The sequence below is a fragment of the Dietzia sp. oral taxon 368 genome (assembly GCF_002999155.1).
GTDB lineage: Bacteria > Actinomycetota > Actinomycetes > Mycobacteriales > Mycobacteriaceae > Dietzia > Dietzia cinnamea.
Genome location: NZ_CP027238.1, coordinates 884306 through 909605 on the forward strand (window position 1 = coordinate 884306; position 25300 = coordinate 909605).

At 73.2% G+C, this 25300-nt stretch carries 19 protein-coding genes and 1 pseudogene; 12 read left to right on the forward strand and 8 right to left on the reverse strand.

The window, feature by feature from the left end; genetic code table 11:
• The first annotated feature begins 76 nt into the window (after window positions 1–76).
• The 3 genes from C3V38_RS04225 to C3V38_RS04235 all read left to right on the forward strand — a co-directional run bounded on the left by C3V38_RS04225 (window position 77) and on the right by C3V38_RS04235 (window position 3170).
• Window positions 77–835, forward strand: a complete 759-nt coding sequence (locus tag C3V38_RS04225; RefSeq protein WP_070721801.1) for a hypothetical protein — start codon at window positions 77–79, stop codon at window positions 833–835.
• A gap of 77 nt (window positions 836–912) precedes the next feature.
• Window positions 913–2409: a cell wall metabolism sensor histidine kinase WalK gene (locus tag C3V38_RS04230; RefSeq protein ID WP_232303105.1), complete on the forward strand. Its 1497-nt coding sequence runs from the start codon at window positions 913–915 to the stop codon at window positions 2407–2409.
• Between the two features lie 98 nt (window positions 2410–2507).
• A complete protein-coding gene (locus C3V38_RS04235; RefSeq protein WP_061229373.1) occupies window positions 2508–3170 on the forward strand; it encodes a response regulator transcription factor in 663 nt (220 codons plus the stop codon).
• 27 nt (window positions 3171–3197) lie between these two features.
• Here the strand turns inward: C3V38_RS04235 and C3V38_RS04240 are convergent, their stop codons facing one another.
• Window positions 3198–4670: an aldehyde dehydrogenase gene (locus C3V38_RS04240; protein WP_070721805.1), complete on the reverse strand. Its 1473-nt coding sequence runs from the start codon at window positions 4668–4670 to the stop codon at window positions 3198–3200.
• A 118-nt stretch (window positions 4671–4788) separates the two neighbouring features.
• Entirely contained in the window at window positions 4789–5607 is an 819-nt protein-coding gene (locus C3V38_RS04245) for a class I SAM-dependent methyltransferase (RefSeq protein WP_061916104.1), read from the reverse strand.
• 56 nt (window positions 5608–5663) lie between these two features.
• On the opposite strand from C3V38_RS04245, the gene C3V38_RS04250 reads away from it, so the two are divergent.
• Window positions 5664–6902 carry a glycosyltransferase family 4 protein gene (locus C3V38_RS04250; protein ID WP_106385161.1) on the forward strand — a complete coding sequence of 413 codons (1239 nt, stop codon included), beginning with the start codon at window positions 5664–5666 and terminating at the stop codon, window positions 6900–6902.
• Here C3V38_RS04250 and C3V38_RS04255 read toward each other — a convergent pair.
• Window positions 6844–8694, reverse strand: a complete 1851-nt coding sequence (locus C3V38_RS04255) for a hypothetical protein (protein WP_254426079.1) — start codon at window positions 8692–8694, stop codon at window positions 6844–6846. The genes C3V38_RS04250 and C3V38_RS04255 overlap by 59 nt on opposite strands.
• 120 nt (window positions 8695–8814) lie before the next feature.
• Here C3V38_RS04255 and C3V38_RS04260 point away from each other — a divergent pair, with 120 nt between their 5' ends.
• The gene (locus tag C3V38_RS04260) at window positions 8815–10101 is read left to right on the forward strand and encodes a polysaccharide biosynthesis protein (RefSeq protein ID WP_106385162.1); all 1287 of its coding nucleotides are present in this window, start codon (window positions 8815–8817) and stop codon (window positions 10099–10101) included.
• Window positions 10102–10591: 490 nt separating this feature from the next.
• Here the strand turns inward: C3V38_RS04260 and C3V38_RS04265 are convergent, their stop codons facing one another.
• Window positions 10592–11914, reverse strand: a complete 1323-nt coding sequence (locus C3V38_RS04265; RefSeq protein ID WP_070721897.1) for a DUF3068 domain-containing protein — start codon at window positions 11912–11914, stop codon at window positions 10592–10594.
• 104 nt (window positions 11915–12018) lie between these two features.
• On the opposite strand from C3V38_RS04265, the gene C3V38_RS04270 reads away from it, so the two are divergent.
• Complete coding sequence (locus tag C3V38_RS04270; RefSeq protein ID WP_106385163.1) at window positions 12019–13257, forward strand: acyltransferase; 1239 nt, start codon at window positions 12019–12021, stop codon at window positions 13255–13257.
• 2174 nt (window positions 13258–15431) lie between these two features.
• On the opposite strand, the pseudogene C3V38_RS17920 reads toward C3V38_RS04270, so the two are convergent.
• Window positions 15432–17675: pseudogene (locus tag C3V38_RS17920) on the reverse strand (DUF3367 domain-containing protein); the annotation flags it as partial.
• A gap of 36 nt (window positions 17676–17711) precedes the next feature.
• Window positions 17712–17879: a DUF2613 domain-containing protein gene (locus C3V38_RS04280; RefSeq protein WP_082767775.1), complete on the reverse strand. Its 168-nt coding sequence runs from the start codon at window positions 17877–17879 to the stop codon at window positions 17712–17714.
• A 175-nt stretch (window positions 17880–18054) separates the two neighbouring features.
• Between C3V38_RS04280 and C3V38_RS04285 the strand changes: the two genes are divergently transcribed.
• From C3V38_RS04285 to C3V38_RS04295, 3 genes are all read left to right on the forward strand, one after another.
• Window positions 18055–18681, forward strand: a complete 627-nt coding sequence (locus tag C3V38_RS04285) for a TetR/AcrR family transcriptional regulator (RefSeq protein WP_106385164.1) — start codon at window positions 18055–18057, stop codon at window positions 18679–18681.
• Entirely contained in the window at window positions 18678–20555 is a 1878-nt protein-coding gene (locus C3V38_RS04290; protein WP_106385165.1) for a long-chain-acyl-CoA synthetase, read from the forward strand. Before C3V38_RS04285 ends, C3V38_RS04290 begins: the two co-directional genes overlap by 4 nt.
• Before the next feature lie 80 nt (window positions 20556–20635).
• Window positions 20636–21706 (forward strand): alpha/beta hydrolase, encoded by a 1071-nt coding sequence (locus C3V38_RS04295; RefSeq protein WP_061229382.1) that lies wholly within the window; start codon window positions 20636–20638, stop codon window positions 21704–21706.
• Window positions 21707–21760: 54 nt separating this feature from the next.
• Here the strand turns inward: C3V38_RS04295 and C3V38_RS04300 are convergent, their stop codons facing one another.
• Complete coding sequence (locus C3V38_RS04300; RefSeq protein ID WP_061229383.1) at window positions 21761–22246, reverse strand: nuclear transport factor 2 family protein; 486 nt, start codon at window positions 22244–22246, stop codon at window positions 21761–21763.
• A complete protein-coding gene (gene argJ / locus C3V38_RS04305) occupies window positions 22243–23454 on the reverse strand; it encodes a bifunctional glutamate N-acetyltransferase/amino-acid acetyltransferase ArgJ (protein ID WP_061229384.1) in 1212 nt (403 codons plus the stop codon). Before argJ ends, C3V38_RS04300 begins: the two co-directional genes overlap by 4 nt.
• Before the next feature lie 544 nt (window positions 23455–23998).
• On the opposite strand from argJ, the gene C3V38_RS17540 reads away from it, so the two are divergent.
• From C3V38_RS17540 to C3V38_RS04310, 3 genes are all read left to right on the forward strand, one after another.
• Window positions 23999–24160, forward strand: a complete 162-nt coding sequence (locus C3V38_RS17540) for a hypothetical protein (RefSeq protein ID WP_157076973.1) — start codon at window positions 23999–24001, stop codon at window positions 24158–24160.
• Window positions 24161–24513: 353 nt separating this feature from the next.
• Complete coding sequence (locus tag C3V38_RS17545) at window positions 24514–24672, forward strand: hypothetical protein (RefSeq protein WP_165001066.1); 159 nt, start codon at window positions 24514–24516, stop codon at window positions 24670–24672.
• A gap of 147 nt (window positions 24673–24819) precedes the next feature.
• Window positions 24820–25287: an SRPBCC family protein gene (locus C3V38_RS04310; RefSeq protein WP_061916119.1), complete on the forward strand. Its 468-nt coding sequence runs from the start codon at window positions 24820–24822 to the stop codon at window positions 25285–25287.
• Window positions 25288–25300 lie beyond the last annotated feature (13 nt).

A 25300-nucleotide genomic window follows, 5' to 3' on the forward strand; every position in this document is an offset into this window, starting at 1 on the left:
CGCTCTTCGCAGTGGCGCCACCGGGTGTCAAGGTGAACGACTGAGCGGAACACCGTGTTCCCGCGGGAGGAAAGGTATGAGAGCCACCGTCGTCGGACTCATCGCCCTCCCTGCGACGGCCGACGGGCTGGTCGTCGCCGCCACGGTCATGGGTTCCGGAAACGAAGACGCCCCTCCTGCCGCGCCCGAGCGCACGACCACCGTCTCGACGGGCGGAGGCTCCGACACCGCGGACGAGACCCGGGTCGCCGCCCCCGAGCCCGTCGGCACCGCCATCGAGGGCGTCCGGCCCCACCTCACCGTGATCGACGGCCTGTCCGCCCTCCCCGTGCCGGCACCGATCCCCTCGATCCTGTCGAGACTGTCCGCGCGGCCGGCCGACCTCGTACCCCTGCCGCCGCCGACCGACGGTCGTACCGAACCCGCGCGCTCCGGATTCGTGGCCGGGGACGGCGCCAATCGTGGCCGGAACCCCGACACCGTGGATCGCAACGAGCCGCTCGGCTCGGCGGGGTCGGGCGCGGGCGACATCCCGCCGGGCGTCACAGATCACCGCGCTCCCCGGCCGGGCCGGGATCACCCCGCGACCCCGTCGCCCATGGACGACGGCCCCGAGGGCACGCCCGATCGTCCGGAGCACCCGACCGGCCGGGACGCGCCGGTCGTGATCGGGCCGGTTCCGGGCGCCCGGATCGTCGTACTCACCACGGGCGCGCCCGCGGAGAACACTCCGGTTGAGGGCACCCCGGCCCCCGCGACGCCGACGGACGGTTCGCCCGCCGACGGCGAGCCGGGAGCGGCGCACCCCGCCGATGACGGCTCCGAGCCGAGGTGAGCCCCTCTCTCGGGAGGTCACAACCGGCCCGCTGGTGGCATTCTGCGCGTCTGCGCATCACCGTCAGCATCACCCTGGTGACCGCGGCCGTGTTCGCCGCGATGGTGATCTTCATGATCCAGATGCTGGACCTGAGCACGGAACGCGTCACCGACTCCCGGCTCAACCGCGAGGCGGCCGACTTCTCGACCTTCATGTCCGCCGGTATCCTGCCGTCGTTCGAGTCGGACGACCCCACCGTGGAACAGCTCATCCGGGCGTACCTGGCTCAGCAGTACCCTTCCTCCGAGATGCTGCTCGTCGGCACGGCCAACGAGTCGGGGACCCAGTTCACCCTCTCCCGGTACGGACCGGACGAGGACCGGCTGTTCCCCCCGGGCATGCGCTCGCAGATCCAGCGGATCGGACTGTCCCCCATGGAGGACTCCGGCGTGATCGACGACTCGGTGCGCTGGCGCAAGGCCACCGTCGAGAGCCCCGCCGGGCCGGCCAACATTGTGGTGGCCATCCACGACCGCGGCACGCATGACGAGACCCGCCGCGTCAAGAGCTTTCTGCGCTGGGCGGCCGCCGGGGGCATGGTCGTGAGCGCACTACTCGCGTGGTGGATCGCCGGCCGGATGCTCGTCCCGGTGAGACGGATCCGCGAAGCGGCGGAAACCATTTCCGCGGCCGATCTGTCACGGCGCGTGCCCTCCGACGGGCCCGACGAGATCGTCTCCCTCGCCGACACCGTCAACGACATGCTCGAGCGGGTCGAGGAGGCCTACCGCACACAGCGGGAGTTCCTGGACGACGCCGGCCACGAGCTGCGGACACCGCTGACCGTGGTCCAGGGCAATCTCGACCTCATGCCCGAGGACCCGGAGGGCCGGACGGAGACCATCCGGCTCATACAGGACGAACTGTCCCGGATGACCCGCATCGTCGAGGACCTGCTCACGCTCGCCCGCGCCGACCGTCCGGACTTCCTCCGCACCGCCGCGACCGACGTCACCGAGCTCGTGCTGGACGTCGAGGCGAAGATCGAGGTGGTGGCCGACCGGAACTGGCGGGTGCTGCCGTACGCCGAGGGCCTGGCCAGGTTGGACCAGCACCGGATCACCCAGGCCCTCATGCAGTTCTGCTCCAACGCGGTCCGGTTCACCGGCCCCGGGGACACCATCGAGATCGGGTGCCGGGTCATCGAGCCCGGTGACCCGACCATCGCCGCGGAGCTCGTGTCCGGGGCCGTCCCGGAGACCCCGGAGCGGGAGTCCTACCGTCGCCGGCTTCTGTGGTGGGTCCGCGACAGGGGACCGGGGATCCCGCCCGGCGAGGAGGAGAGCATCTTCGAGCGGTTCCACACCGCGCGCGGCCAGCTCCGTGACGGACGCGGCGGCACCGGCCTCGGGCTCGCTATCGTCTCGACGATCGCCAAGGCGCACGGAGGCCGCGCGTTCGCGTTCAACGCCGCCGGGGGCGGCGCGACGTTCTGCATCGTCATCCCCTTCGTCGCGCCGCCGCCCGCGAAGGGTTCCGGCTCGCCCGCCGGGACCGACCCGTCCGACGCGAGCGGCTCCGAGACCCGCTGAACCCCCCGGTCCCCGGCCGAGCCGCGGACACGGTCGCCCGCCAGCGTCCAGCAGCGCGGTACCCGTGCGATACTCCCAAGTCGGAGAAGGAGGGATGCATGACGAACGTTCTCGTCGTGGAGGATGATGACCTCATCCGCTCGGTCTTGGTCAAGGCACTCGGTGGTGCCGAGTACACCGCACTCGAGGCGGTGGACGGGGAGAGCGCGCGTGCCATCCTGTCGACCATCTCCGACATCGACCTGATGTTGCTCGACATCGGCCTGCCCGACACCGACGGACTGACGCTGCTGCGCGAGGCCCGCGATCGCGGGTTCGCCGCGCCCGTCATCATCCTCACGGCCCGCGACAGCGTCGCGAACACCGTCGAGGGACTGGAATCCGGCGCCAACGACTACATGGTCAAGCCTTTCCGAGTCCCCGAGCTGCTCGCCCGCATCCGGCTGCGGTTGCGCGAGCACGAGGCGACCGAAGACCCGGGCATCCTCGAGCACGCCGGCATGCGCCTGGATATCCGTACCCGCCGCGTCGAGGTGGACGGCCGCATCCAGGAGCTCACCAACCGCGAGTACTCGCTGCTGGAGATGCTGCTGCGCAACAGGGGCGAGACCATCAGCCGCGAGCAGCTCCTCGAGAGCGTCTGGGGCATGGACTTCGACCCGGGTTCCAACATCGTCAACGTCTACATCCGCTCCCTGCGCCGCAAGATCGGCGAGAACAAGGTGCAGACGGTGCGAGGGGTCGGCTACCGCGTGGAGTGAGCGCGCGGGCCGGGGCGCCCGCAGGCGTCAGGTGCCGGACGGCTCCCAGCCGAACGGCATGAGCACGCTCTGCAGCTCGCAGTACGCGTCCAGCCCCTCGGGCCCGTTCTCGCGGCCGATACCGGAGTTCTTGAACCCGCCGAACGGGGCGGTGGGATCGAAGGCGTACCAGTTGATGCCCATGGTTCCGGTGCGCACCCGCTGGGCCACGGCGAGCGCGGCGTCGGGGTCGGACGAGTAGACGGCGCCGGCGAGGCCGAACTCGGAGTCGTTGGCGATCCGCACGGCGTCGTCGACCGTGTCGTAGGCGATGACCTGCAGGACCGGACCGAAGATCTCCTCCTGGGCGATGGTCATGGAGTTGTCGACGTCGCGGAAGACGGTCGGCTGGACGTAGGCCCCTCCCGACACGTGCTCGGGCAGGCCCTCGACCTCGCCGCCACCGTAGGCGATGGTCGCGCCCTCCTCGACGCCCTTGCGGATGTACCCCTCGACGGACGCCTTCTGCTTGTGGTTGGCCAGCGGGCCGAACACGGTGCCCTCGTCGGCGGGGTCACCGACGGGCATGAGCGAGACGTTCTCGACCAGCGCGTTCACCACCTCGTCGTAGCGCGAACGCGGGGCCAGGATCCGGTTCTGGGACACGCACGCCTGGCCGGAGTTCATCAGGGCGGAGAACACCATGGTGCCGGCGGCGGAGGCCAGGTCGGCGTCCTCGAGGACGATGGCGGCGCTCTTGCCGCCCAGCTCGAGCGAGCAGCGCTTGAGGCCCTGCGCGGCGATCCCGGCGATGTGCCTGCCGACCTCGGTCGAGCCGGTGAACGAGATCTTGTCGACATCCGGGTGGGACACCAGGTGATCACCCACGGAGCTGGGGCCGGTCACCACGGACAGCACCCCCTCCGGCAGGCCCGCCTCGCGGAACAGGTCCGCCAGCCACAGCGCGGACAGCGGGGTGGCCGAGGACGGCTTGAGGATGACCGAGCTGCCGGACAGCAGGGCCGGCGCGAGCTTGGCGGTGTTGAGGTAGAGCGGGACGTTCCACGCGGTGATCGCCGCGACCACGCCGACGGGCTGGCGGGTGACGACGGAGGCGCCGAAGTCGCCCTGACGCACCTCGGACCACGGGAAGGTCTCGGCGAGACGGGAGTAGTAGCGCAGTACGCCGAGGGTGGGGGTCACCTGGATCATCGACGCGGCGCTCGCGGGCGCGCCCATCTCGTCGGACAGGATCTGGCAGACCTCGGCCTGGCGCTCCTCGAGCATGTCGGCCGCGCGGGCGAGCAGTGCGCCGCGCTCGGCGGGCGGCGTGTTCCGCCAGACGCCGGACGCGAACGAGTCGCGGGCCCGGCTGATCATCTCGTCCAGGTCGTCGGTGGTGGTCTCGGCGACACGACCCACGACCGTGTTGGTGGCCGGGGACGTCACCTCGAGGACGCCGGTGGTGACCGGATCGGTCCAGCGGGTGCCGGAGAAGAGCTTGTCATGGACGACGACCACGGGGGACCTCCGTGCGGTGGGGTACAAGAGCGGTGGGAACCGTCCCGTCAACCGGGAGTGAAGCTAACAAGAACGTGTTCCACCTCACTGTAGCGAGGGTCCGGCCCGCCGTGGGGCGCTACTTCGCGCGCAGCACTAACACCAGATTCGACACGAGGACCTCCCGCACGAGCGGGACGTGCACCAGCCACCACGCCCACCGCGGGTGGTAGCGGGGGAACGCGGCGAGGAGCTCGGCGGAGTCGGTGCCGCGCGCCCAGGCCAGGCCGTCGGCGCAGCCCACCTCGAACAGGGACTCGCCGTAGACGTTCTTGGGCGGGTGGCCGTGCCGCCGTTCGTAGAGCCGCCGCGCGCGCTCGCCGCCGAGGTAGTGGGTCAGCCCCATCTCGTGGCCCCCGAAGGGGCCGTACCAGAGGGTGTAGGAGACGACGACGAGGCCGCCCGGTCGCGTCACCCGGCACATCTCCTCGGCCATGCGCCAGGGCTCGGGCACGTGCTCGGCGACATTGCTCGAGATGCACACGTCCACCGCATCGGTCCGCACCGGCAGGGCCATCCCGCTGCCGCGGATCGACCCCGTCTGGTCCAGGCCCGCCGCGGACATCTCACCGACGTCCGGCTCGACGGAGACGTATCGGGCGCCCTCGGCGGCGTACGCGTCGGAGAAGTAGCCGGGCCCGCCGCCCACGTCGAGGACCGTCAGCCCGGGAAGCCTCCCGGCGTCGGGGCCGGGGCCCGGCCGGGCGGGCTGATCGCCGGACTCGGCCCACAGGTCCGCGACCAGCTCGACGGTGTCGCGCGCCAGGCCGGAGTAGAAGGCGTCCGGGTCGGACTGCTCGAGGGGGAACGAGCGCAGCAGCCCGAGCGAGCGGCCGAGGGTGGCGCGGCGGGCCACCGATCGCAGCGCGGGCGAGCGGTGGACGGGATCGGTGAGCACGGCGGGGACGATACCGGCGGTCCGGAACGGCCCGGCCGCCCGCGTACAGTGTCCGGGTGGCTCGAATCCTGCTGCTGTGCTGGCGCGACAGTACTCACCCGCAGGGCGGTGGCAGCGAGCGCTACCTCGAGCACGTCGCGGACGGTCTCGCCACGGCCGGCCACACGGTCGTCTACCGGACCTCCCGCTCGCGGGGCGCGACCCGCTCCGCGACCACCTCCACCGGCGTGCGGTTCAGCCGGGCCGGCGGGCGCTTCACCGTCTATCCCCGCGCACTGCTGGCGATCCTGTCCGGCCGGCTCGGCCTCGGGCCGCTCGGGGTCCTGCGACGGCCCGACGTCGTCGTCGACACCCAGAACGGCGTCCCCTTCTTCGCCCGCCTGATCACCACCGCCCCCGTCGTGGTGCTGGTCCACCACATCCACCGCGAGCAGTGGCCGGTCGCCGGGTGGCTGGTCGCGCGGATCGGGTGGTGGGTCGAGTCGTGGGTCTCGCCGCGCGTCCACGCCCGGTCCCAGTACGTCACCGTGTCGCTGCCGTCGGCCGACGAGCTCGCCGCGCTCGGCGTCGCTCCCGCGCGCATCGCGGTGGTCCGCAACGGCCTCGACCCGCTGCCCGACGGAGTCATCCCGGCCTCGCCGGGCACCCGCGCCACCGGCCCGCGGCTGGTCGTCCTGTCCCGGCTGGTGCCGCACAAACACGTCGAGGACGCGCTGGACGTGCTCGCGACCCTGCGGGCGAGTCGACCCGGGCTCGTGCTGGACGTCATCGGCAGCGGCTGGTGGGCCGACCGGCTCCGCGAGTACGCCGCCGAGCGCGGGCTCACCGCCCCCGCCGGCGAGACCGGCGGCGGTGGTGAGACCCGCGGCGTCGTGTTCCACGGGCACGTCGACGAGGCCACCAAGCACCGCCTGCTCGCCGGCGCCACCGTCCACCTCATGCCCTCGCGCAAGGAGGGGTGGGGGCTCGCCGTCTCCGAGGCCGCGCAGCACGGCGTCCCCACCGTGGGCTACCACCACGCCGCGGGACTGCGGGACTCGATCGACGACGGCGAGACGGGCCTCCTCGTGGACGACGTCGCCGCCATGACCATCGCCGCGGACCGTCTCCTGTCGGACCCCGACCTGCGGGCGCGGATGGGTGAGGCCGCCCGCCGGAAGGCCGCGGGGATGTCGTGGCCCGCCACCGGCGCGGCGATGGAGCGGGTCCTCGCGGCCGTCACCGAGGGCCGGCGGCTCAGCGGCGTGATCGACGGCCGGGCCAACCGCCAGCCAGCGCCGCGCCGACCAGCGTGAGCAGCCACAGCGCGTGCGCCGCCAGCACCGCCGCGCGGGCCCACGCCGGGGCGCCGGGAGGGGTGACCGCGCCCCATCGCGAGTCCGCATCACCCGGCCCGTCCGGCGGGGCGAGCTCGTGCAGGGTCAGTTCGGGGTCGGAGAACCTCGTCGTCGTCGCCATCAGGGTCTCCTCCGCCGCGCCCCGGGGCCCGGCGGACGTGCGCTCGTCGAGCACCCAGCGCACGCCCAGGCCCGCCAGCTCGCGGGGGTCCGCGCCGCGCAGCAGCGCGTCGGTGGCGCGGCGCGCGCGATCCCCCTCGCCCGGCACCGCGGTGGCGTCACCCACCCCGGCTCCGGCCACGAGCAGATCGCCCGCGACGAGGACGCGGGTGTCGAGCAGCCGCGGCGCGGGGTCGAGGACCGGCCGGCCCTCGGCCCACAGCGGCGTCGAGCGGAACGACCCCGCCGGCAGCACCAGCAGGTCCCCTGGCCGACCGTCGACGATGCCCGCCACCTGCTGCCACCCCTGCCCGTACGTCACCGGCCGCAACTGCTGCCACAGGGCGCGCGGGGCGTCCGGGACCGCGGCCACGGCCACCGCCGTGACGAGCACCCCGGCGACGACCGGCCGCACGCGCGCGGAGAGGGCCCGGGCGGCGAAGGCCAGCGCGAGCACGGTCGCCGGCAGCGCCAGAGCCACGAACTTCTGGGTGTCCCGCAGCAACCCCGCGCCCGGTACAGCGGTGACCAGTGCCTCCATCGCCGCGAGACCCGGGCGCGTCGCGGCGGCGGCCACCAGCAGCCATGCGGCGAGGGCCACGGGGACCGTCGCGCGCACCACACGGTCACGTCGCGCCCGCCACAGGCCCCGCGCCGCGAGCACCCACACGAGCAGCAGCGCGAACAGCGCGGCGGCCGCCCACCACGTGGCCCGCGAGGGCGGCACGGCCTGGGAGTTCCATATCCCACCCAGCGCGACGACCGAGCCCAGCGTCCCGATCCCCGGTTCGGCGCGGGCAGCGAACGCGGCCACCCCTACGGCCGCCTCCGCTCCCCCACCGGCAGCGCCACCCGACCCGGCGTCCGGTCCGATCCCGGCCCGGTCACCCGCCGCGGTGAGAGCGGTCGCCAGCCCCCACGGCAGGGCGGTCACAGCAGCCGTAGCCGCCAGCGCTACCGCAGCCCGGCGCCGACGAGCGCCCCCTCCGCCACAGGCCAGCGCCACCACCGCCGCGACGACCGCCAGGACCCACCCCGTCGGCGTGAGCCCGGCGGCGGCCAGCGCAGCACACGCCGCGGCCACCCGGGGCCGGCCCCGGGCGAGCAGAACCGGCATCGACACCACCGCCGCGACCCCCGCCAACAGCGACCAATGACCCTGGAGGAGCCGCTCCACCACGAACGGATTCCACACCGCGCCCACCACCGGCGCTAAGCGCGCCCACACCCCCGTGGCGCTCTCTCCGAGCAACACCCTCCGCACGAGCGCACCCGCCGCGACCGCCAGCCACACGCAGAACACCGCCGTGAGCAGACCCGTCAACGGCCACATCGGGAGCCCGACCGCATCCAACGCCCGGGTCGCCCACGCCACCGCCACGTCCTGCGGAACCGCCCGCGCCGCCGACTCCCCCAACCCGAGCGCCGCGTCCGACAGTGGCGGCGTCGGCGTGGCCACCCAGTCCCGCAACAGCGGGAAGCCCGGCCGCGCCACCCCGGCCAGCAGAACGCCCGAGACGACCACACCCACCGCGGCGTCCGTCACGGCCGGCCGCGCGATCACGCGGTAAAACCCGGCAGCGGAGGACATGTGCACATTCCACCACGCGCCACGGTCGCGCCGATCGCACTGGCGGGGTGGCCGACCCGGCGCCACCGCGTCACCCGACCCGCAGGAGAGACCGCGGGACGGCCCCCTACGATCACCGATGTGGACCATCAGGCGCGCGAGGCGGCACCCGGCTCCGCCACCAGGCGCGTCCTGACCGGCGCGGGCGCGGTCACGGCCGGGTCGATGCTGGCCAACATCGCCGCCTACCTCCTGCATCTCCCGGCCTCCCGGTGGCTCGGCCCGGAGGGCTACGGCGCGTTCGCCGCCTTGCTCTCCGCGCAGTTGCTGGTGGCCGTGCCCTCGCTCGCGCTGCAGGCGGTGGTGGCCCGCGAGCACGTCCGCGGTGTCCCCCGGGACGTCCTGCGCGCGCTCGGCAGACGGGCAGCGCTACTGGTCGCGGTGGTCGCGGCGTCGGTCGTCGTGCCCATGTCCCTGCTGCTCGACACCCCGGTGTGGGCCACGGCCGCAGCGCTGGCCCCTGGCCCGGTGCTGTGCCTGCTCGCCACCGAGCAGGGGCTACTGCAGGGCGCCGAGCGGTTCCGGGCCCTCGGTGTGGTGCTCGCCCTGGCCGGCGCGGGCAAGGTCGCCCCCGCCGTCGCGGTACTCGCCGTCGGCGGCGGTGTCGGACCCGCACTCGCCGCCGGGGCCGTGGGCGTGGGCGCGGCCTGGGTCGTGGCGGCGCGGGTGACGTCCGGGCCCGCGTTGGCCCCGTCCAGCCTGGGGACGGGAGGGGACTCGGCCGGCGGGGGAACGCTCGGCAACTCGGCTGGCGTGGGCCCGCGCGGAGACGGGGCGGCTCTGACCTCCCCCGGCGTGGCCGCCGTGCTCGCCGCCGGCCAGGTGCAGCTGGTGATGATGGCCCTCACCTCGGTCGACCTGCTCCTCGCCCGGGCACTGCTGGCCCCGGAGGACGCAGGCCGCTACGCGCTGGGGGCGGTCGCCGCGAAGGCCGCGTTCTGGCTGCCGCAGGCCGTCGGCACGGTGCTCTATCCGCGGATGGCCGATCCGGCCGGACACCGGGGAGCCGTCCGCTCGGCAGTGACGGTCCTGCTGGGCATCGGCGCGGTCGTCGTGATCGGGGCCGCCGTGGCCGCGCCGCTGGTGCCGGTGGTCGTCGGCGAAGACTACCGGCCGGTCGCCGGGCTCCTCTGGGCGTTCGCCCTGCTCGGTGTGACACTGAGCGTCCTGCAGGCGTTCCTGCTGGCCATCATCGCCTCCGACCGGACCGTTGAGGCCGGGATCGCGTGGTGCGGGCTGGTGCTCACCGCAATCGCCGTGTGGTCCGCTCCCCGCGATGTCGAAGGCGTCCTGGCCGCCGCGCTCGTCACCGTCGTCCTCACCACGGTCACGGCCGGCTGGCGCGCGCTCCGGTCGCGGCCGGCCTGATCCGAGGGCGCTGGGCCGGACCGAGCCCCTCCGGCCGAGCCACGCCACCTATCCACTTGCGACTCGCCTACGGGACCCCGTGGGCGGCGCGTGATCCGATAGGTGACGCGGTTGCCGGCGCGGCTGACCTAGCAGGGTCGTCGCGAACCGCGTCGGGCTCGCGGCGCGCGATCTGCTCCTCGGACCTCGATTCACCCCTCGCGCCGCGATTCGCTCTCGGAGTTCCTGGGGCAAGACGCAATCAGAAGCGCAGCGCGTGATCCGATAGGCGGCGCGGTTGCCGACGCGGCTCGGCGCGGTTGCCGACGCGGTTGCCGGCGCGGCTGACCGAGCAGGGTCGTCGCGAACCGCGTCGGGCTCGCGGCGCGCGATCTGCTCCGGCAACGAGAAGAGCGTCCCGCACACGCCCTCTCAGGTGATGTGTGCGGAACGCTCTCGTCGATGCGCCAGGCGGCGGGGCCGGCTCAGCTCAGGCCGCCACCGGCTCAGCTCAGGCGCGCGCCCGGGCGGCGTGACCGCCCGTGCCGCCACGGCCACCGCGCAGACCGAGCACGATGCCGCCGATCAGCGAGATCAGGCCCAGGATGCCGAGGACGGCGGGCACGACGCGGCCGAACGTGTTGAGCGTGTCCGCGCTCTCCTGCGCACCGGCGAGGGTCACCTGCTGCGTCTCCTCGTTCCAGCCGGACTGGAAGCGGACGGCCGTGCGGGTGGGCTCGGCCCTCTCCTCCTCCATGCGGGCCTTGTCGCCGAAGAACGCGTCGGCCTCGGCCTGGCCCTCGGCGAAGAACTGGAAGATGTCCTCCTTGCCGTTGACGATCTGACCGGTGGTCGGGTTCACCCACACCGTGCGGGTGTTGGTGTAGAAGCGGCGCATGTCGACCGCGCGCTCGGGGTCGCCTCCGAGGCCCCACTGCCCGGCGGTCATGCCCTCGCGACGGTAGCTGGCGAGGATCGACTCGACGGCGGGGTCGTAGCCGTCGGAGATGGAGGCGAAGTGGTCACGGATCGAGGACCACATGTCGATCGGGCCGAGCTCCTGGCGGAACTCGTAAGCGTCGATGCCACCGACGGTGGTCTCGCCGACGAACTCGATCGGGTTGGTGGTGAAGGTGCTGGCGTCGAAGTAGTCGTAGGCCCGCTGCTCGGTGTCGAACGGGAACTTGTACTGCAGCCCCTCGCGCACGAAGCCCGTGGGGGCGTCGTCACCGCCCGAGCCGCCGGCCACGATCTGCAGCGTGCTGGTCGCCTCGTCCACGGGCATCGCCGAGACGCGGTCGACGGTCACGCGGTCGATCGTGGCGTTGATCAGCGCCTCGACGTCGTCGCCGCCCTGCTTGTCCTCACGCAGCAGCGACTGCGCGGCCTGCATGGTGATGACCTCGGCGTCAGACGGCTCGACGGCCTGGACACGACGCTGCGAGTACATCGGGATGTCGTTGTCGATGAAGCACGTGACCGCGAACTGCACGCCGGAGTCGTCGGCCTCGGGCCCGTCGAGGGTCTCGACCGTCTCGCCCTCACCCTCGGCGCCCTCGCCCTCGTCGGCGGGGGCCTCGGGCGCCCGGCACTCGGCGCGGTCGGCGTTCAGCTCGGTGGGCGTGTTGGACGCGAGCGCACTGCCCACGAGGACCGCTCCCGGCACGGTGTCGGTGACGGTGGTGGAGTTGATGTCCAGCGGCGTCTTCTTCTGCGCCGGCACGACGAAGAACACGAGAGCCAGTGCCATAGTGATGAGAAATGCGCCGAGCCCGACGAGGACCAGTGCGGGCACCGACGACCTCCGTCCCGCCGAACTGCTCTGACGTGCCATCGTCTAGTCCTCCTGGTGTCGCGCCCTGGGCCCGCCGGGTTACCACCCGGTAACCACCGGGTTGCCTGCCCGGCCGGACCATCATCAGGAGAAGATTAACAGTGATGAAGAACGCATTCGGCACCCCCGACCCCCGAGTCGGCACTCTGCCGTCCGCGACCGGCTTCGCCCCGGCGCTGGAAGGCCTGCGGGCGGTCGCCGCGTTCGCGGTCCTCACGACGCACGTCGCGTTCCAGACCGGCTCCTCCACGGGCTCGTTCGTCCACCGGGTGTGGGGCCGGTTCGACCTGTCCGTGGCCGTCTTCTTCGCACTGTCCGGGTTCCTGCTGTGGCGGGCGCACGCCCTCCACGCGCGTCGGAACGGCCCGGGCACCGCCCGTCCGGCGGTGGATTATCTGCGCTCCCGCCTGGTCCGGATCCTGCCCGCCTACCTCGGAGTGGTCGCGGCGGTCTTCCTCCTCATCCCGCAGAACGTCCGCGCGTCAGCTGCGACCTGGGCGTCCAACGTGACGCTCACCCAGGTGTTCGTGCCCGATTCGCTGGTCGAGGGCCTGACGCACGCGTGGTCGCTGTCGGTGGAGATGAGCTTCTACCTGGTGCTGCCGCTGTTGTGGTGGGCGCTGTCGCGGCTGCGTGGTCCGGCCGCGCGGTGGCGGATCCCGGCGATCGCGGCGGTGGGGGTGGCGAGCCTCGGCTGGGCGCTCGTGCCGTGGTATGATTTCGGGCTTCCCGAGCGGATCAACGACCAGATCCTGCCCCCGGCGTTCGCGTCGTGGTTCGCGGCCGGGATGATCCTCGCCGAGCTGGTCGCCGCGCCGCCCGGGCGGGTCGCGGCGCTGGCCCGGCACTCGCGCGCGCGGTGGGCGTGGTGGGCGGTCGCGGCCGCCGCGTTCCTCGCCACCACGGTCCCCCGGTGGTTCACCGAGGGCTTCGTCCACCCGTCGGGCCCGGAGTTCGCGGCCCGCACCGCCCTCGGTGCGGTGGTCGCGTTCTGCCTCCTGGCGCCGGTCGCCCTGTCGCCGGACCGGGAGCGGTTCGCCGTTCTGGGCTCGCCGGCCCTCACCACGCTGGGCCGGTGGTCGTACGGCGTGTTCCTGTGGCACGTCCTGGTCCTGCACTTCGCGTTCCAGATCGCGTCGGTGCCCATGTTCTCGGGCCGGATGCTCACGGTCTGGCTGGTCACCGCCGTGATCTCGACGGTGGTGGCGGCGGCGAGTTACGCGCTGGTGGAGGTCCCGTCCCAGCGCTGGCTGGCGCCCCGACGCGCGCCGCGCGGGCGTCCGGCGGACGGCCAGCTCGCGGCGAGCCCCGCGCAGACGAGCCCGGCGACCGTCGCGACCTGAGGCCCGAGGGAGTCCCCGGCGTAGCCGAGCGGGTCCGGCCACGGTGCGCGGGCGAGCAGCGCGGCACCGGCGACGATTCCCACGCCGGCGCCGGCGACGAGCAGCCGCCGCGCCCCTGCCGCGCCGAGGTGGCGGCTGGCCGCCAGCGCGCAGGCGGTGAGCCCGGCGGTCACCGCGAGCCCGACCGGCCCGGCGAGAAGGTAGCCCACCGCGGCGGTCGCCACGACGGTGACGGGACCGCGGCCGCGCCACGGCGTCGCGCGGGTCCCCGCCCGGTCGCGGTGGCCGCGCACGAGGAACAGCAGCAGGACCAGCAGCAATGCGAAGGGTCCGGTGAGCAGCGCCCACCGGTACGGCGCGTCGAGCGGGACGGTGAGCACGAGCGTGGCGCCGGTCGTGGCGGCGGGCAGCACCCAGCCCTGCTTCCACCCGTCGACCGTCACGGCCCGCGGATCGGCCAGGGCGGTGCCGTCGTCGGCGACCAGGCGCGCCCGCCACGCCGGCGAGACCGATTCGGGGACCACCAGCACGCGCTCGCGCGGGGCGGCCGGGACGTGCAGCTCGCGGTGGGCGTCGTCCCACCGGACGGTGGTGACCGCCCGGGTGGGCTGCGGGGCGCCGCCGAGGACGCGCGCGGCGCCGGCCGACGCGCTGCCGGCTCCCTCGCCGCCGGTGGTGGAGCCGGGACCGTCGACGACGACGAGGCCCACGGTGTCCACCGAGAACGCCTCACCGGGATCCACGGAGACCTCCTGCGGCCCGGCGGGGAGCGGGACCGGGGACTCGTCGCAGAGTTCGGCCGGAACGGCGCGGCCCTCGAGCAGGGCCCGGCGGGACGCGGTGATCCGCGTGCCCACGACCCGGTCGCCGATGTGCAGCCGGGGCCCGTCCTGGCAGGTCAGCGTGACGGGGTCGTCGTCGGCGGCGGGCAGCGCGCCGATGCGGGCGCCCGAGGCGTCCTGCACCCAGACCTCGGCGATGCCGGCGGGCACGGGCGCCCCGCCGGGGGTGCGCACGTCGCGGGTGCTGTCGACGCGGACGGTGACGCGGTCGGTGTGGTCGGCGGGGAGGTCGACGACGACGGAGCCGTCCTCCTCGGGTGTGAGCGTGGCGACGTCGACGCGCGTGCGCTGGAGGCCGGTGTCGATCGTGACGACCCTCGGCGCCGCCGGCGCGTCCGAGCGGGGCGCCCACAGGCGCAGTGACCCGACGAGGTGGCGCCCGGGCAGGCGCAGGCCGAGCGACGGCGACGGGGCGTCGGTCGCGTGCCAACTGGTGGAGCGGTCCCCGTCGACGGCCGCCGACGGCGCACCCGCGGGATCGGTGACGAGGGAGTCGCCCTCCGCGCGCACCTGCCGGGCCCGCGAGGCCGGGTCGCCGCGCAGGACGTCGTCAAGGGCGCTGCCCGGGCGCGGGCGCACGAGCAACCGGGGGGCGACGGCGGTGTCGGCGGGGACGTCGAGCAGTCGGGCGAACCGGCCCGGTTCCTCCGGGGCGATCGCGAGGTCGGGGGCGCACCGGGCGGCGCCCGTGGCCTCCTCCGCCCCGGCGAGTCCCTCGACGGGGCTGCCGCCGTGGACGCAGTCGGTGCGGCCGGCGAGCTCTTGCCGCAGCAACCAGCCCGACGGCGCGCGGGTGTCGTCGGCCCGCTCGGGCAGGGCGATGGTCCGCAGCAGCGGGATGTCCTCGCCGCCGGCGGCGAGCCCGATCTCGGAGACCTCGAAGTACGTGCCGCGGCCTCCGTCGGCGACGCCGGTGACCGTGACCCGGACCTGCTCGGTGGGGCCGGGCGGCAGGACGACGGTCGTCTCCTCGTCGGCGCGCGGGTAGACCGTGGTGGTGCCCGTGTCGGTGCGGACCTCGAGCGCGGTGACCTGCGGGCCGACGGCCGGCGCGGGGACCGTCAGCCGCAGGACCGCGCGGTCGACGGGCTCGGTCAGGTCGATGGCGATCCACTCGCCGAAAGCCGAACCGTATCCGCCGGAGCGCCACGCGGTGTCCGGGTCGCCGTCCACGGCCGCGGCCACGGAGTGTGAGGGCCGCACGGGGCCGGTCTGTGCGGAGTCGGCCGCCGAGGACGACACGCTCACCCTGGCGTCCCGCCAGCGGGCCCGGGTGCGCGATGGCTCGTCGCCGGCGACGCTCGCCGAGTAGTCGGGGACCGCGCCACGGCTGCGCCGTGGATCGCCCTCGGCCCGGACGGCGGAGGAGTTGTGGTCGAGCCGGCCGAAGTCGGTCTCGCGGTCGGTCGGCGAGTCCGTGAGCACCGGCGCCGTGGAGGCCAGCGGCCGCGGCCTCGGGAACGGGTCGGACGCGGGGTCGACGCCGGCCGCGAGCGCGTCGGCCTCGAGCAGCCGCGTCACGCGCGGCGGCGAGCCGATGGTGTCCTGCTCGGCGAGCAGGTCGTCCAGCCGGGACAGGGCCTCCGGCCCGCCCGCGACCACGGGCAGGTCGCGAACCTCCACCGTGTACGGGGCGGTCGCCGACCGGGGCGGTCCGGGCGGCGTCGCATCCGAACCCAGGCGGGAATCGACCCGGTAGATCTCGATCGCCGGATACGCCGGCCGGAGCCCGGAATCGTGGACGACCACCTCGTCGTCGTCGCCACCGTCCCCACCGCGAGCCACTCCCGCGCCGCCGTCACCGCCGGTGCCCTCGGCACCGACGTCGTCCCCCCGCGCGGCGACCGGCTCGCCGAACTCGGCGACCTTCACGAGCCCGGGAGAGCCGTCGACGGCCTGGTGGACCAACGCCGGGCGCGGCGCGGCGGAATCCACCGACAGGTCGTTGCGCACCACCAGGTACCCGATGCCCAGCGAGGCGAGCGTGGCGGCCATGCCGGGCGCCGCGCGGCCGTCGGCGAGGCGGCGCTGCACGGCGTCGAGGGCACGGATCGCGGGGGCGGGCTGCAGCGGCACGGAGTCCCGCACCGCCCACGGCGTCTCGGCCAGCGGCTGGAGCGGCTCGTCGCGGGTGACGCCCCAGACCTGACGGCCGAACGACGCGCCGGGGACCACCAGGGCGCGGGTGGTCGCGGCAGGGTCGCGGTCCTCTGTGCCCGGCCCGGCCACCGGCGCGTTCTCCGACAGCCACGCGGCGGCCTGCGGCCAGTGATCGGGCAGCTCCTCGTGCGACCCCACCGGCGCGAGACGCCCGAGCCACGCCGGCGCGACCGACACGCCCGCCGCGAGCACCACGATCATCGCCACGGCAACCGCCCGGTCGCGCTCCGGATGGGCCAGCGCGCCGGGGGCCCGCTCGCGGTCGAGACCGCCGAGCAGACGCGCGAGCAGGTGCGCGACGCCCAGGACGAGCGGCAGACGCAGCAGCGGCTCGAACTTGTGGACGTTGCGCAGCGGAGCGCCCGCGCCGTCGAGGAGGGCGCGGACCATCTCGGCGAACCCGCCACCGGCCGGGCCCACCCACGCCGCCGACATCGCCACCAGGCCCACGGTCGCGATCACCAGCAGTCGGCCGCGCGCGGGCATCCCGCGCATCAGCAGGCCCACGACCCCGGCCGCCGCCAGGACGCCGGTGGCCAGGACGAACGCGGGCTCGCTGGTGAGGTCCGCGCCCGCGATGCGGTCGGTCGACACGAACGGCACCCACGTCGCGGCCCCGCGCAGCACCTCGGTCACCGACGCCCACCTGGTGGTGACCTCGGCGGACTCGATGTAGTCCAGGAACGGCGGCGACACCCGGCCGAGCAGCACCAGCGGAACCGCCCACCACACGCACACCGCCGCGGACAGCGGCACCCACCACGCGGCCAACCGCGCCCACGTCCGGCCCGGCCGGTGCAGCGCCCACCACAGGACCGCGGGCAGGCACGCCACCGCGGTCGCGACGGCGTTGACGGCACCCATCAGCGCCAGCGCGAGCGCGGCGCCGGCCCCGCCGCGACGCGGTGACATCCGGCCCTGCAGCACCCGGATGACCGGCAGCAGCACCCACGGCGCCAGGGCGACCGGCCAGATCTCCGACGAGATCGACCCCAGGTCGCCGAGCATCCGCGGGGCGAGCGCGTAGAGGACACCCGCGACCGGGCGCGTGACGCGGGTGCCGATGCGCAGCGCGGCGGCCACGCGCACCACGCCCACGTACGCGACGGTGAGCACGACCGCCCACCACAGGCGCTGGGTCAGCCACGCGGGCATCCCCGCCAGGTCGAACAGGGCGAAGAACGGCCCCTGCGGGAACAGGTAGCCGTAGGCCTGGTTCTGGACCTGGCCGGCGAAGGACAGGCCGGTCCACAGGTGGGTGGCCTGGGCGAGGAAGCGGCCGGGGGCCGCGACGAGGTCGTACTTGGTGTCCGGGGCGATCAACCCGGGGGACTGCAGACAGGCCAGCAGCAGGAAGGCGAGGAACGCGACGACCGCGTCACGCGCACCGGCGCCGAGACGGGCACCGCGGATCACCTACGCCGGCGTGCAGAGAGTCGAGAGCTGCGGGCGTCAGCGCGCGCCGTACTCGACCTGGCCGAGGAGGGCCTGGTCGGCGGGCGGTTGCGGCACGTCCGGGATGGAGTTCTCGGCCATCGTGGTGTTGACCCCGAACGCGACGATGCCGCCGAGGACGATTCCGCCGACTGCGCTGGCGAGCGCTCCGGTGCCGAAGCTCATCGTGGTCTCCCTGGGGTTCACGTAACGGTGGGTGTCCTGCGGTGTCGTCGAGACACCGATGCCGGAAGCGTAACACCCGTCGGGGCGCCGGATCCGGGGAGCGGCTCCCACGAGTCCTTACCGGCGGGTAAGTTGAGTGTGGCACATGACACCGCGACCCGCCGGGAGGAGACCTGTGACGACGGGGACCAAACGCATCCCACGTGCGATCCGCGAGCAGCAGATGCTCGACTCCGCGATCCGCGTGTTCTCCGATCTCGGCTACCGATCGGCCTCGATGGACACCATCGCCCGCCACGCGCGCATCTCCAAACCGATGCTGTACCTGTACTACGGCTCCAAAGAGGAACTGTTCGCGGCGTGCGTCGTCCGCGAGTCGGGTCGGCTGATCGACCACCTCACCGCCGCCGCCACCGGCAGTGCCGGCCCCCGCCGACGGCTCGAGGACGTCGTCCAGGCGTTCCTCGAGTTCGTCGACGCCCACACCGACTCGTGGAATGTGGTCTACCGTCAGGCATTCGCCGAACCCCAGTTCAGGGAGGAGGTCGAGAAGACCCGGACGGTACTGGTCGACCTCACCACCGATCTGCTCGCGCAGAATTCGGGCGACGAGCGCGGCCGCGAGGTGCTCGAGGTGGTCGCCACCGCCCTGGTCGGTGCAGGCGAGGCGGTCGCGGACCGCGTCGCCCACCGGTCGATCCCCACGTCGGTGGCCGCCGCTGTCGTCGTGGAACTCGCCTGGCGCGGCCTCGCGGGCGATCCGACCAAGTCACTCACCACGCCCACAGAGGAGAAGTCGTGACCGACAAGACCACCGTCACCGGCCGCCGGTCCGGGGCCGCCCGCACACTCAGCCCGGCGGACCTCGCGCGCGGCCTGCCCTCCCTCGCCGCCGACCTGCCGTCCGTCCTCAACGGGCTGCGTATCGTGCGGACCTCCCGCAGCACGGACAAGGTCTCGATCGGGCGCCGTTTCCAGAAGCTGGCCGCCGCCCGGCCCGACGCGCCTTTCATCAAGTTCCTCGGCACGGAGATCAGTTACGGCGAGGCCAACCGCCGCGCCAACCGGTTCGCCGCGGTCCTCAAGGCCCGCGGCGTGACGCGCGGCGACACGGTTGGCATCTGTATGGGCAACCGTACCGAGGTACTGCTCGCGATCCTCGGCGCTGTCAAGGTCGGCGCCTCCGTGGGCCTGCTCAACCACCACCAGCGCGGCGAGGTTCTCGACCACTCGCAGAAGATCCTCGAGTCCACGCTCGTGCTGGTCGGCGCCGAGTGCGCCGAGGCCGTGCAGTCCGTGCCGCGCGAGAACTGGATCGGCGAGCTCCTCGCCGTCAGCTCCGAGGTCGACCTTCCGTTCCGCGACTTCACCGCACGCCACCGCCCTGACGAGCTGGCGGACCTGACGTGGCTCGAGGACGAGCTCGCGACCCTCGGCGACGACGTCGGGGACGTCAACCCGCCGGAGGCCGACGAGACGGTCGGCACGGAGACCGCGTACTACATCTTCACCTCGGGCACGACGGGCCTGCCCAAGGCCTCGACCATGTCCCACTACCGGTGGAACAGGGCGATGGCCGGCTTCGGCCTGTCCGGCGTGCGACTGAAGAAGGACGACGTCCTGCTCAGTCCGCTGCCGATGTATCACAACAACGCACTCACGGTGGCCCTCGGCTGTGTGCTCGCCTCCGGGGCGTGCCTGGCGATCGAGGAGCACTTCTCGGCGTCGAAGTTCTGGGACCAGGCCCGCGCGACCGGGGCGACCGCCGCCATCTACATCGGCGAGATCTGCCGCTACCTGCTCAACCAGGATCCCGGCCCGGGCGACCGCGACCACTCGATCCGCGTGATGACCGGCAACGGGCTGCGGCCCGAGATCTGGGACGAGTTCCAGGAGCGCTTCGGCGTCGGCCGGATCTGCGAGTTCTACGCGGCCAGTGAGTGCAACATCGCGTTCGTCAACGCGTTCAACGTCCCACGGACCACCGGGTACTGCCCGATGGACTTCGCGATCGTCGACTACGACCCCGACACCGGTGAGCCACGCCGCGGCGAGGACGGCCGGTTGACCCGGGTGGGCAAGGGAAGGACCGGCCTGCTGATCAGCGGCATCTCCGACTCGCAGCCGTTCGACGGCTACACGGACGCCGAGGCAACGGAGAAGAAGATCGTCCGCGACGCGTTCAGCGACGGCGACGCCTGGTTCGTCTCCGGCGACCTCATGCTCGACCAGGGGCTCAAGCACGCCTCCTTCGTCGACCGCCTGGGCGACACCTTCCGCTGGAAGGGCGAGAACGTGGCGACCACCGAGGTCGAGGCCGCGATCGGCGCCCGCCCGGAGGTCGACCAGGCCGTGGTCTACGGCGTCGCGGTCCCGGACGCCGACGGCAAGGCCGGCATGGCGGCGATCCGCCTGCACGACAAGTCGGACTTCGACGGCGCGGCGCTCGCCGAGCACCTGCGGGACTCCCTGCCGTCGTACGCGGTCCCGCTGTTCATCCGGCTGTCCAAGGAGCTCGAACACACCTCCACCTACAAGAGCCGCAAGACCGAACTGCGCGCGCAGGCGTTCGACACCTCGACGTTCGACGACCCGCTCTACGTGCTGTCCAAGGAGAAGGGGTACGTCCCGTTCTACGATGGCGCGGAGAACGACGTCGTCGCCGGCACGGTCTGACCCACAGCCCCGTGCCCGGGCCCTTTAGCAGCAGCGCCGCAGGGCCGGCCGGCGTTCCCACCAGGAGGTATCGCCGCCGCATGCCCAGCCGTCCCGCGACCCGCCGTCCCGCGGCCGGCCGTCGCGCACCGGGCCGTCAGGTGCCGGGCCGCCGCATCCCGCGCACCCGGGCAGACCTGTCCCGCCGCTCGCTGCTGATAGGCCTGTCGGCCGCGCTCGGCGGGGCGGCGGGGTGGGCTCTCACGTCGGTGATCGGGCGGGGTGACGACGACGAGGACCTCGATCGCGGCCAGAGCGCCGAGTCCGTGGCCCCGCGCCCGTACGTGCCGCCGGAGGGTGCGGTCCCCGTGCGCGAGCCCCGCCGGTTCCACTACGCCGATCCGGGCGATACGGACGGGCAGTCGTTCGGGGACCTGTACCTGCCCGACTCGGCGAACCCCGCGCTGCCGGTGGTGGTGCTCGTCCACGGCGGGGGCTGGAAGGACTCGCTCGGCCTGACATACATGGAGAACCAGGCCCGCGACCTGGCCTCATTCGACGTGGCGGTGTGGAACGTGGAGTACCGGCGGGTGGACTCCGGCGGCGGCTGGCCCACCACGGTGGCCGACGTGTGCGACGCCGTCGACCACCTCGCCGAGGTCTCCGCGCAGCTCGGCGATCGGCTCGATCTGCGCCGGGTCGTGGTGGTCGGGCACTCCGCGGGCGGGCACCTGGCGCTGTGGGTCGCCGGCCGGGCGCGGCTGCCGTCCTCGCTGCCCGGCTCGAGGCCGGTCGTGCCGGTGTCCGGCTGTGTCTCGCTGGCGGGGGTCGCGGACCTGCTCATGGCCGAACGCGCCGGCGACAGGTACGTCCACGATCTCCTCGGCGGGCGCCCGGGCGACCGCCGGCAGCGGTACGTCGACGCCTCCCCGGTGACGCACCTGCCCGCCGGGGTCCCGGTGGTGTGCGTCCACGGCCGCGAGGACAAGGTCGTGCGTCCCGAGCAGTCCGAGTCCTACGTCCGGGCGGCGCGCCGGGCCGGCGATCCGGCCCGCGTCTCGCTCGTACCCGGTGGCCACGACCCGTGGGGCGACATCACCGGCACCGTCTGGCACGACACCCGCGACACCATCCTCGCGATGGCACGCCGTAGCCCCGACCCCGCGGGCTGAGCGCAGGGGCAGACCCGCGCGTGCAGCGCACCCGCACGAGTCCGACCCGCCTGCTCAGACCCAGCCGGTGTCCACGCGGATCCGCTCGAGCCGGCGGTAGGAGATCAGCCACCGCCCGTCCACGCGGCGGTACCGCTCGTGATAGTGCCCCCAGCCGTGGAGCCGGCGCTCGCGGTCGCCGACGCGCCACCAGAGCCGGTCCTCCATGGCCCAGATCCCGCTCGCAGTGGGTTCGCCGGTCTCCGGGTCGGGGCCGGTGAACTCGAGCAGCGGGGTGTGGCCGTGGTGGACGCTGGTCACCGGGCTGGAGCCGTCGAGGGTCTCGCGAATCGCGGCAGTGAGCGCGTCGCGGCCGCGCACCTCGGCGGCGCCGCCGCTGGCCGCCCACGACTCGCTCACCACGTCCTCGGTGTGGCACGGCCCGTAGGCGTCCCACTGCTTGGTGTCCATGACGTACAGGCGGCGGGCGAACACCGCGCGGATCGCCTCGAGGTCCGCGGCGCCGAACTCGTGCGCGCTCACGTCATCGTGCGCGCTCACGTCGTGTAGTCGGCGTTGATCGAGATGTACTCCCGCGTGAGGTCGCAGCCGTAGACCGTGCAGGAGCCGTCCGCGGCGCCGCCCTCCACGCCCAGGTCGACGGAGATGGTGACCTCCTCGGCCCGCATGATCTCGGTGAGCCGCTCGAGCTCCGCCTCACCGGGGAAGGCGGGATAGGTCTCGAGGTCGCCGAAGACGATCCGCACCCGCTCGGGGTCGATGTCCGTGTCGTCGTGGCACTTGCCGATCGCCATGGCCACGCGGCCCCAGTTGGGGTCGGCCCCGTGGACGGCGGTCTTGACCAGCGGCGAGTTGAGGATCGCCTTGGCCACGCGCTTGGCCTGCGCGCGGTCGCGCGCGCCCGTGACCTCGACGGTGAGCAGTTTGGTGGCGCCCTCGCCGTCGCGGGCCAGCTGCCGGGTGAGGTCCAGGCAGACCGCCTCGAACGCCTCGCGCAGCTCGACCTCGCCGACCGGATCGCCCGCCCCGCTGGCCAGCGCGATGGCCGTGTCGGAGGTCGAGGTGTCGGTGTCCACGGACAGGCAGTTGAAGGTCTCGTCCACCGCGGCCCGGAACGCCGAGTCCAGCACACCCGGCTCCACTGCGGCATCGGTGAACAGCACGGCGATCATCGTTGCCATGTCCGGTTCGATCATCCCGACACCCTTGGCGATGCCCACCACCTGAGCGGTGCCGCCCGTCGTCGTCGTCACCTCCACCCGCGCGGTCTTGGGGTGGGTATCGGTGGTCATCATCGCGGTCGCCAGCGCGACGGCGTCGGCGTCGAACGTCGCGCCCGCCAGGCCGTCGAGGTGCGCGCGCAGCTTGTCCATCGGGTAGCGGCGGCCGATCACGCCGGTCGAGGCGATGAGCAGCTCCCCCGGGGCCACGGCGATGGCGTCGGCGGCGCGCTCGAGCACCTCCCGCGCGTCGGCCATTCCCTGCTCACCGGTGGCGACGTTGGCGTTCTTGGCCACCACGACCACGCCGCGCGCCGTACCGCTGGCGGCGTTCTGTCGGCTGAGCACGACCGACGGCCCCGCGAAGAGGGAGCGGGTGAACACCGCGGACGAGGCCGGGGAGGGGCCGTCATTGACGACGACGAAGACGTCGTCACCGCGCTCGCGCAGTCCCGCGGCCCCTGCGTGCGCGCGGAAGCCTGGCGGGAGCGGGACGGGGTCGTGGGCGGGCTGCGTGGGCGGCGTCATGTGCTCCATTCTTACTGCCGCACCCCGGCGCCCGCCGCCACCCCGCTGGAACTCCCGAGCTCCCTGGCGATGACCGTGCAACACGCAGGCCCACCCAGTGGATGTACTTGTGAGCCACATCACAGTAGAAGCCCTGGGGGCCCGGTTCATCGCGACCGCCTTCGGCTCCTGATTCGACCGACCCCCGGCCAGATCCGGACCGGGGCCACGCACGCCGGACACCGGTCCGGCCCCCACCCGCCGCGCCGGCGCCCGCCATCCACGGGCGCCGGCGCCGCTGATATCCGTGGCGCACCCTACAGCTCCAGTCACTGCGCACGGCATTCGGCGAAATATGCATTAGATCACACCATAAATGTTTGCGGACCTCCGACGTCGGTTGATAAAGATTCTGACGTCGGCGCCAGCGCCCACAGGGCAGGCCTGTCACCGATGTCGGGTAACGACTCGGACCCGGATCCGGATGTACCTCACGAGTCCGCAAGCAGGACTGCACCACGGAAGCGGCGCACCCCGGCGCCGCTCAGAGCGAAAGGATCATCACATGATCGAGCAGATTTTCAACGGCATCCTCGGCTTCTTCAACAGCCTCATCGACACCGGCTCCACCGCGGCCCAGGGCTTCGTCAGCACCGGCTCCACCGCGGCCAAGGGCGTCTACGGCACCGTCACCGGCTCGCTCGGCGACATCGTCGGCTCGCTCTGAGCTGAGTGATCCCGGGCCTTCGGGTCCAGATCTACGCAACGACACCGGCAGCCGCCTCGCGCGGGTGCCGGTGTCGTACATTTCAGCCGGCCCTCCCCCTTTTCGCCGGATCACTCGATACATAGTGCGACGCGTGAAGTGATCTAGATCACATTAACCGAGACCGCGACTTCACCTGCAAAAGTAAACGATTCCCTCGGACCTTGGGCCCTCTTCGGCGTCCGAGCGGATGAAACGGCCCGGCCAGCTACGTAGCGTCTGGTGGTGAGATCTTGAGGGACCAACGGTCCGCAGGATCCTCACGCCAGACCGAGCGGCGCATCCGGCGCCGCCCCTGACGAAAGGACCACATCATGGGTTCCATTGAGCAGTTCCTCCCCGGCCTCGCCGCTGGCTCCAACGCCGTCAACACCGGCTCGCAGGTCGTCGACGGTGGCGCCGGCCTGGCCGCCGACGTCCTCGGCTTCTTCGCCGGGCTCGTCAGCACGGTCACCGACGCCCTCGGCTCCTGAGCCGACGCGCCTCACGGCGCATCGCGCGGGTCGGTGTCAGCTGACCTGAGCACGAGAAACCGGCCTCCGCCTCGGCGGGGGCCGGTTTCCCTATTTCGGCGTCCGCGTGCTTCCTCCGCGACGCTGGACGCCGGTAGCCTCGAGGCCATGGAACTCGACCTGTCCCGCCACGTCGCCGCCGACCCGGACACCGTGTGGTCCGTGCTCACCGACATCCCCGAGGCGCACCGGACGCTCAGCGGGGTAGTGGCGGTCGAGATCCTCACGACCGGCCCCTATGAGCCCGGCCTGCGGTGGCGCGAGACCCGCAAGATGTTCGGGATGAAGGCCACCGAGGAGATGATGGTGATGGCCGCCGAGCCGCCTCACTCCACCACGATCGTCGCCGAGAACGGCGGGACCGAGTACACGACCGTCTTCACCATCACACCCGACGCCGAGGGCGGGTCGACGCTCCGGATGCGCTTCGGAGCCGAGACTGCCCACGCTCCCGCGGTCTCCCGCGTCGTCATGGGGCTCATGGGAAAGTTCGCCGAGAAGTCCACCCGCAAGACCATGGAGCAGGACCTCGCCGACATCGCGGCCGAGGCCGAACGGCGGGCCTCCTCTTCCTAGCCGCCGTGGGCGC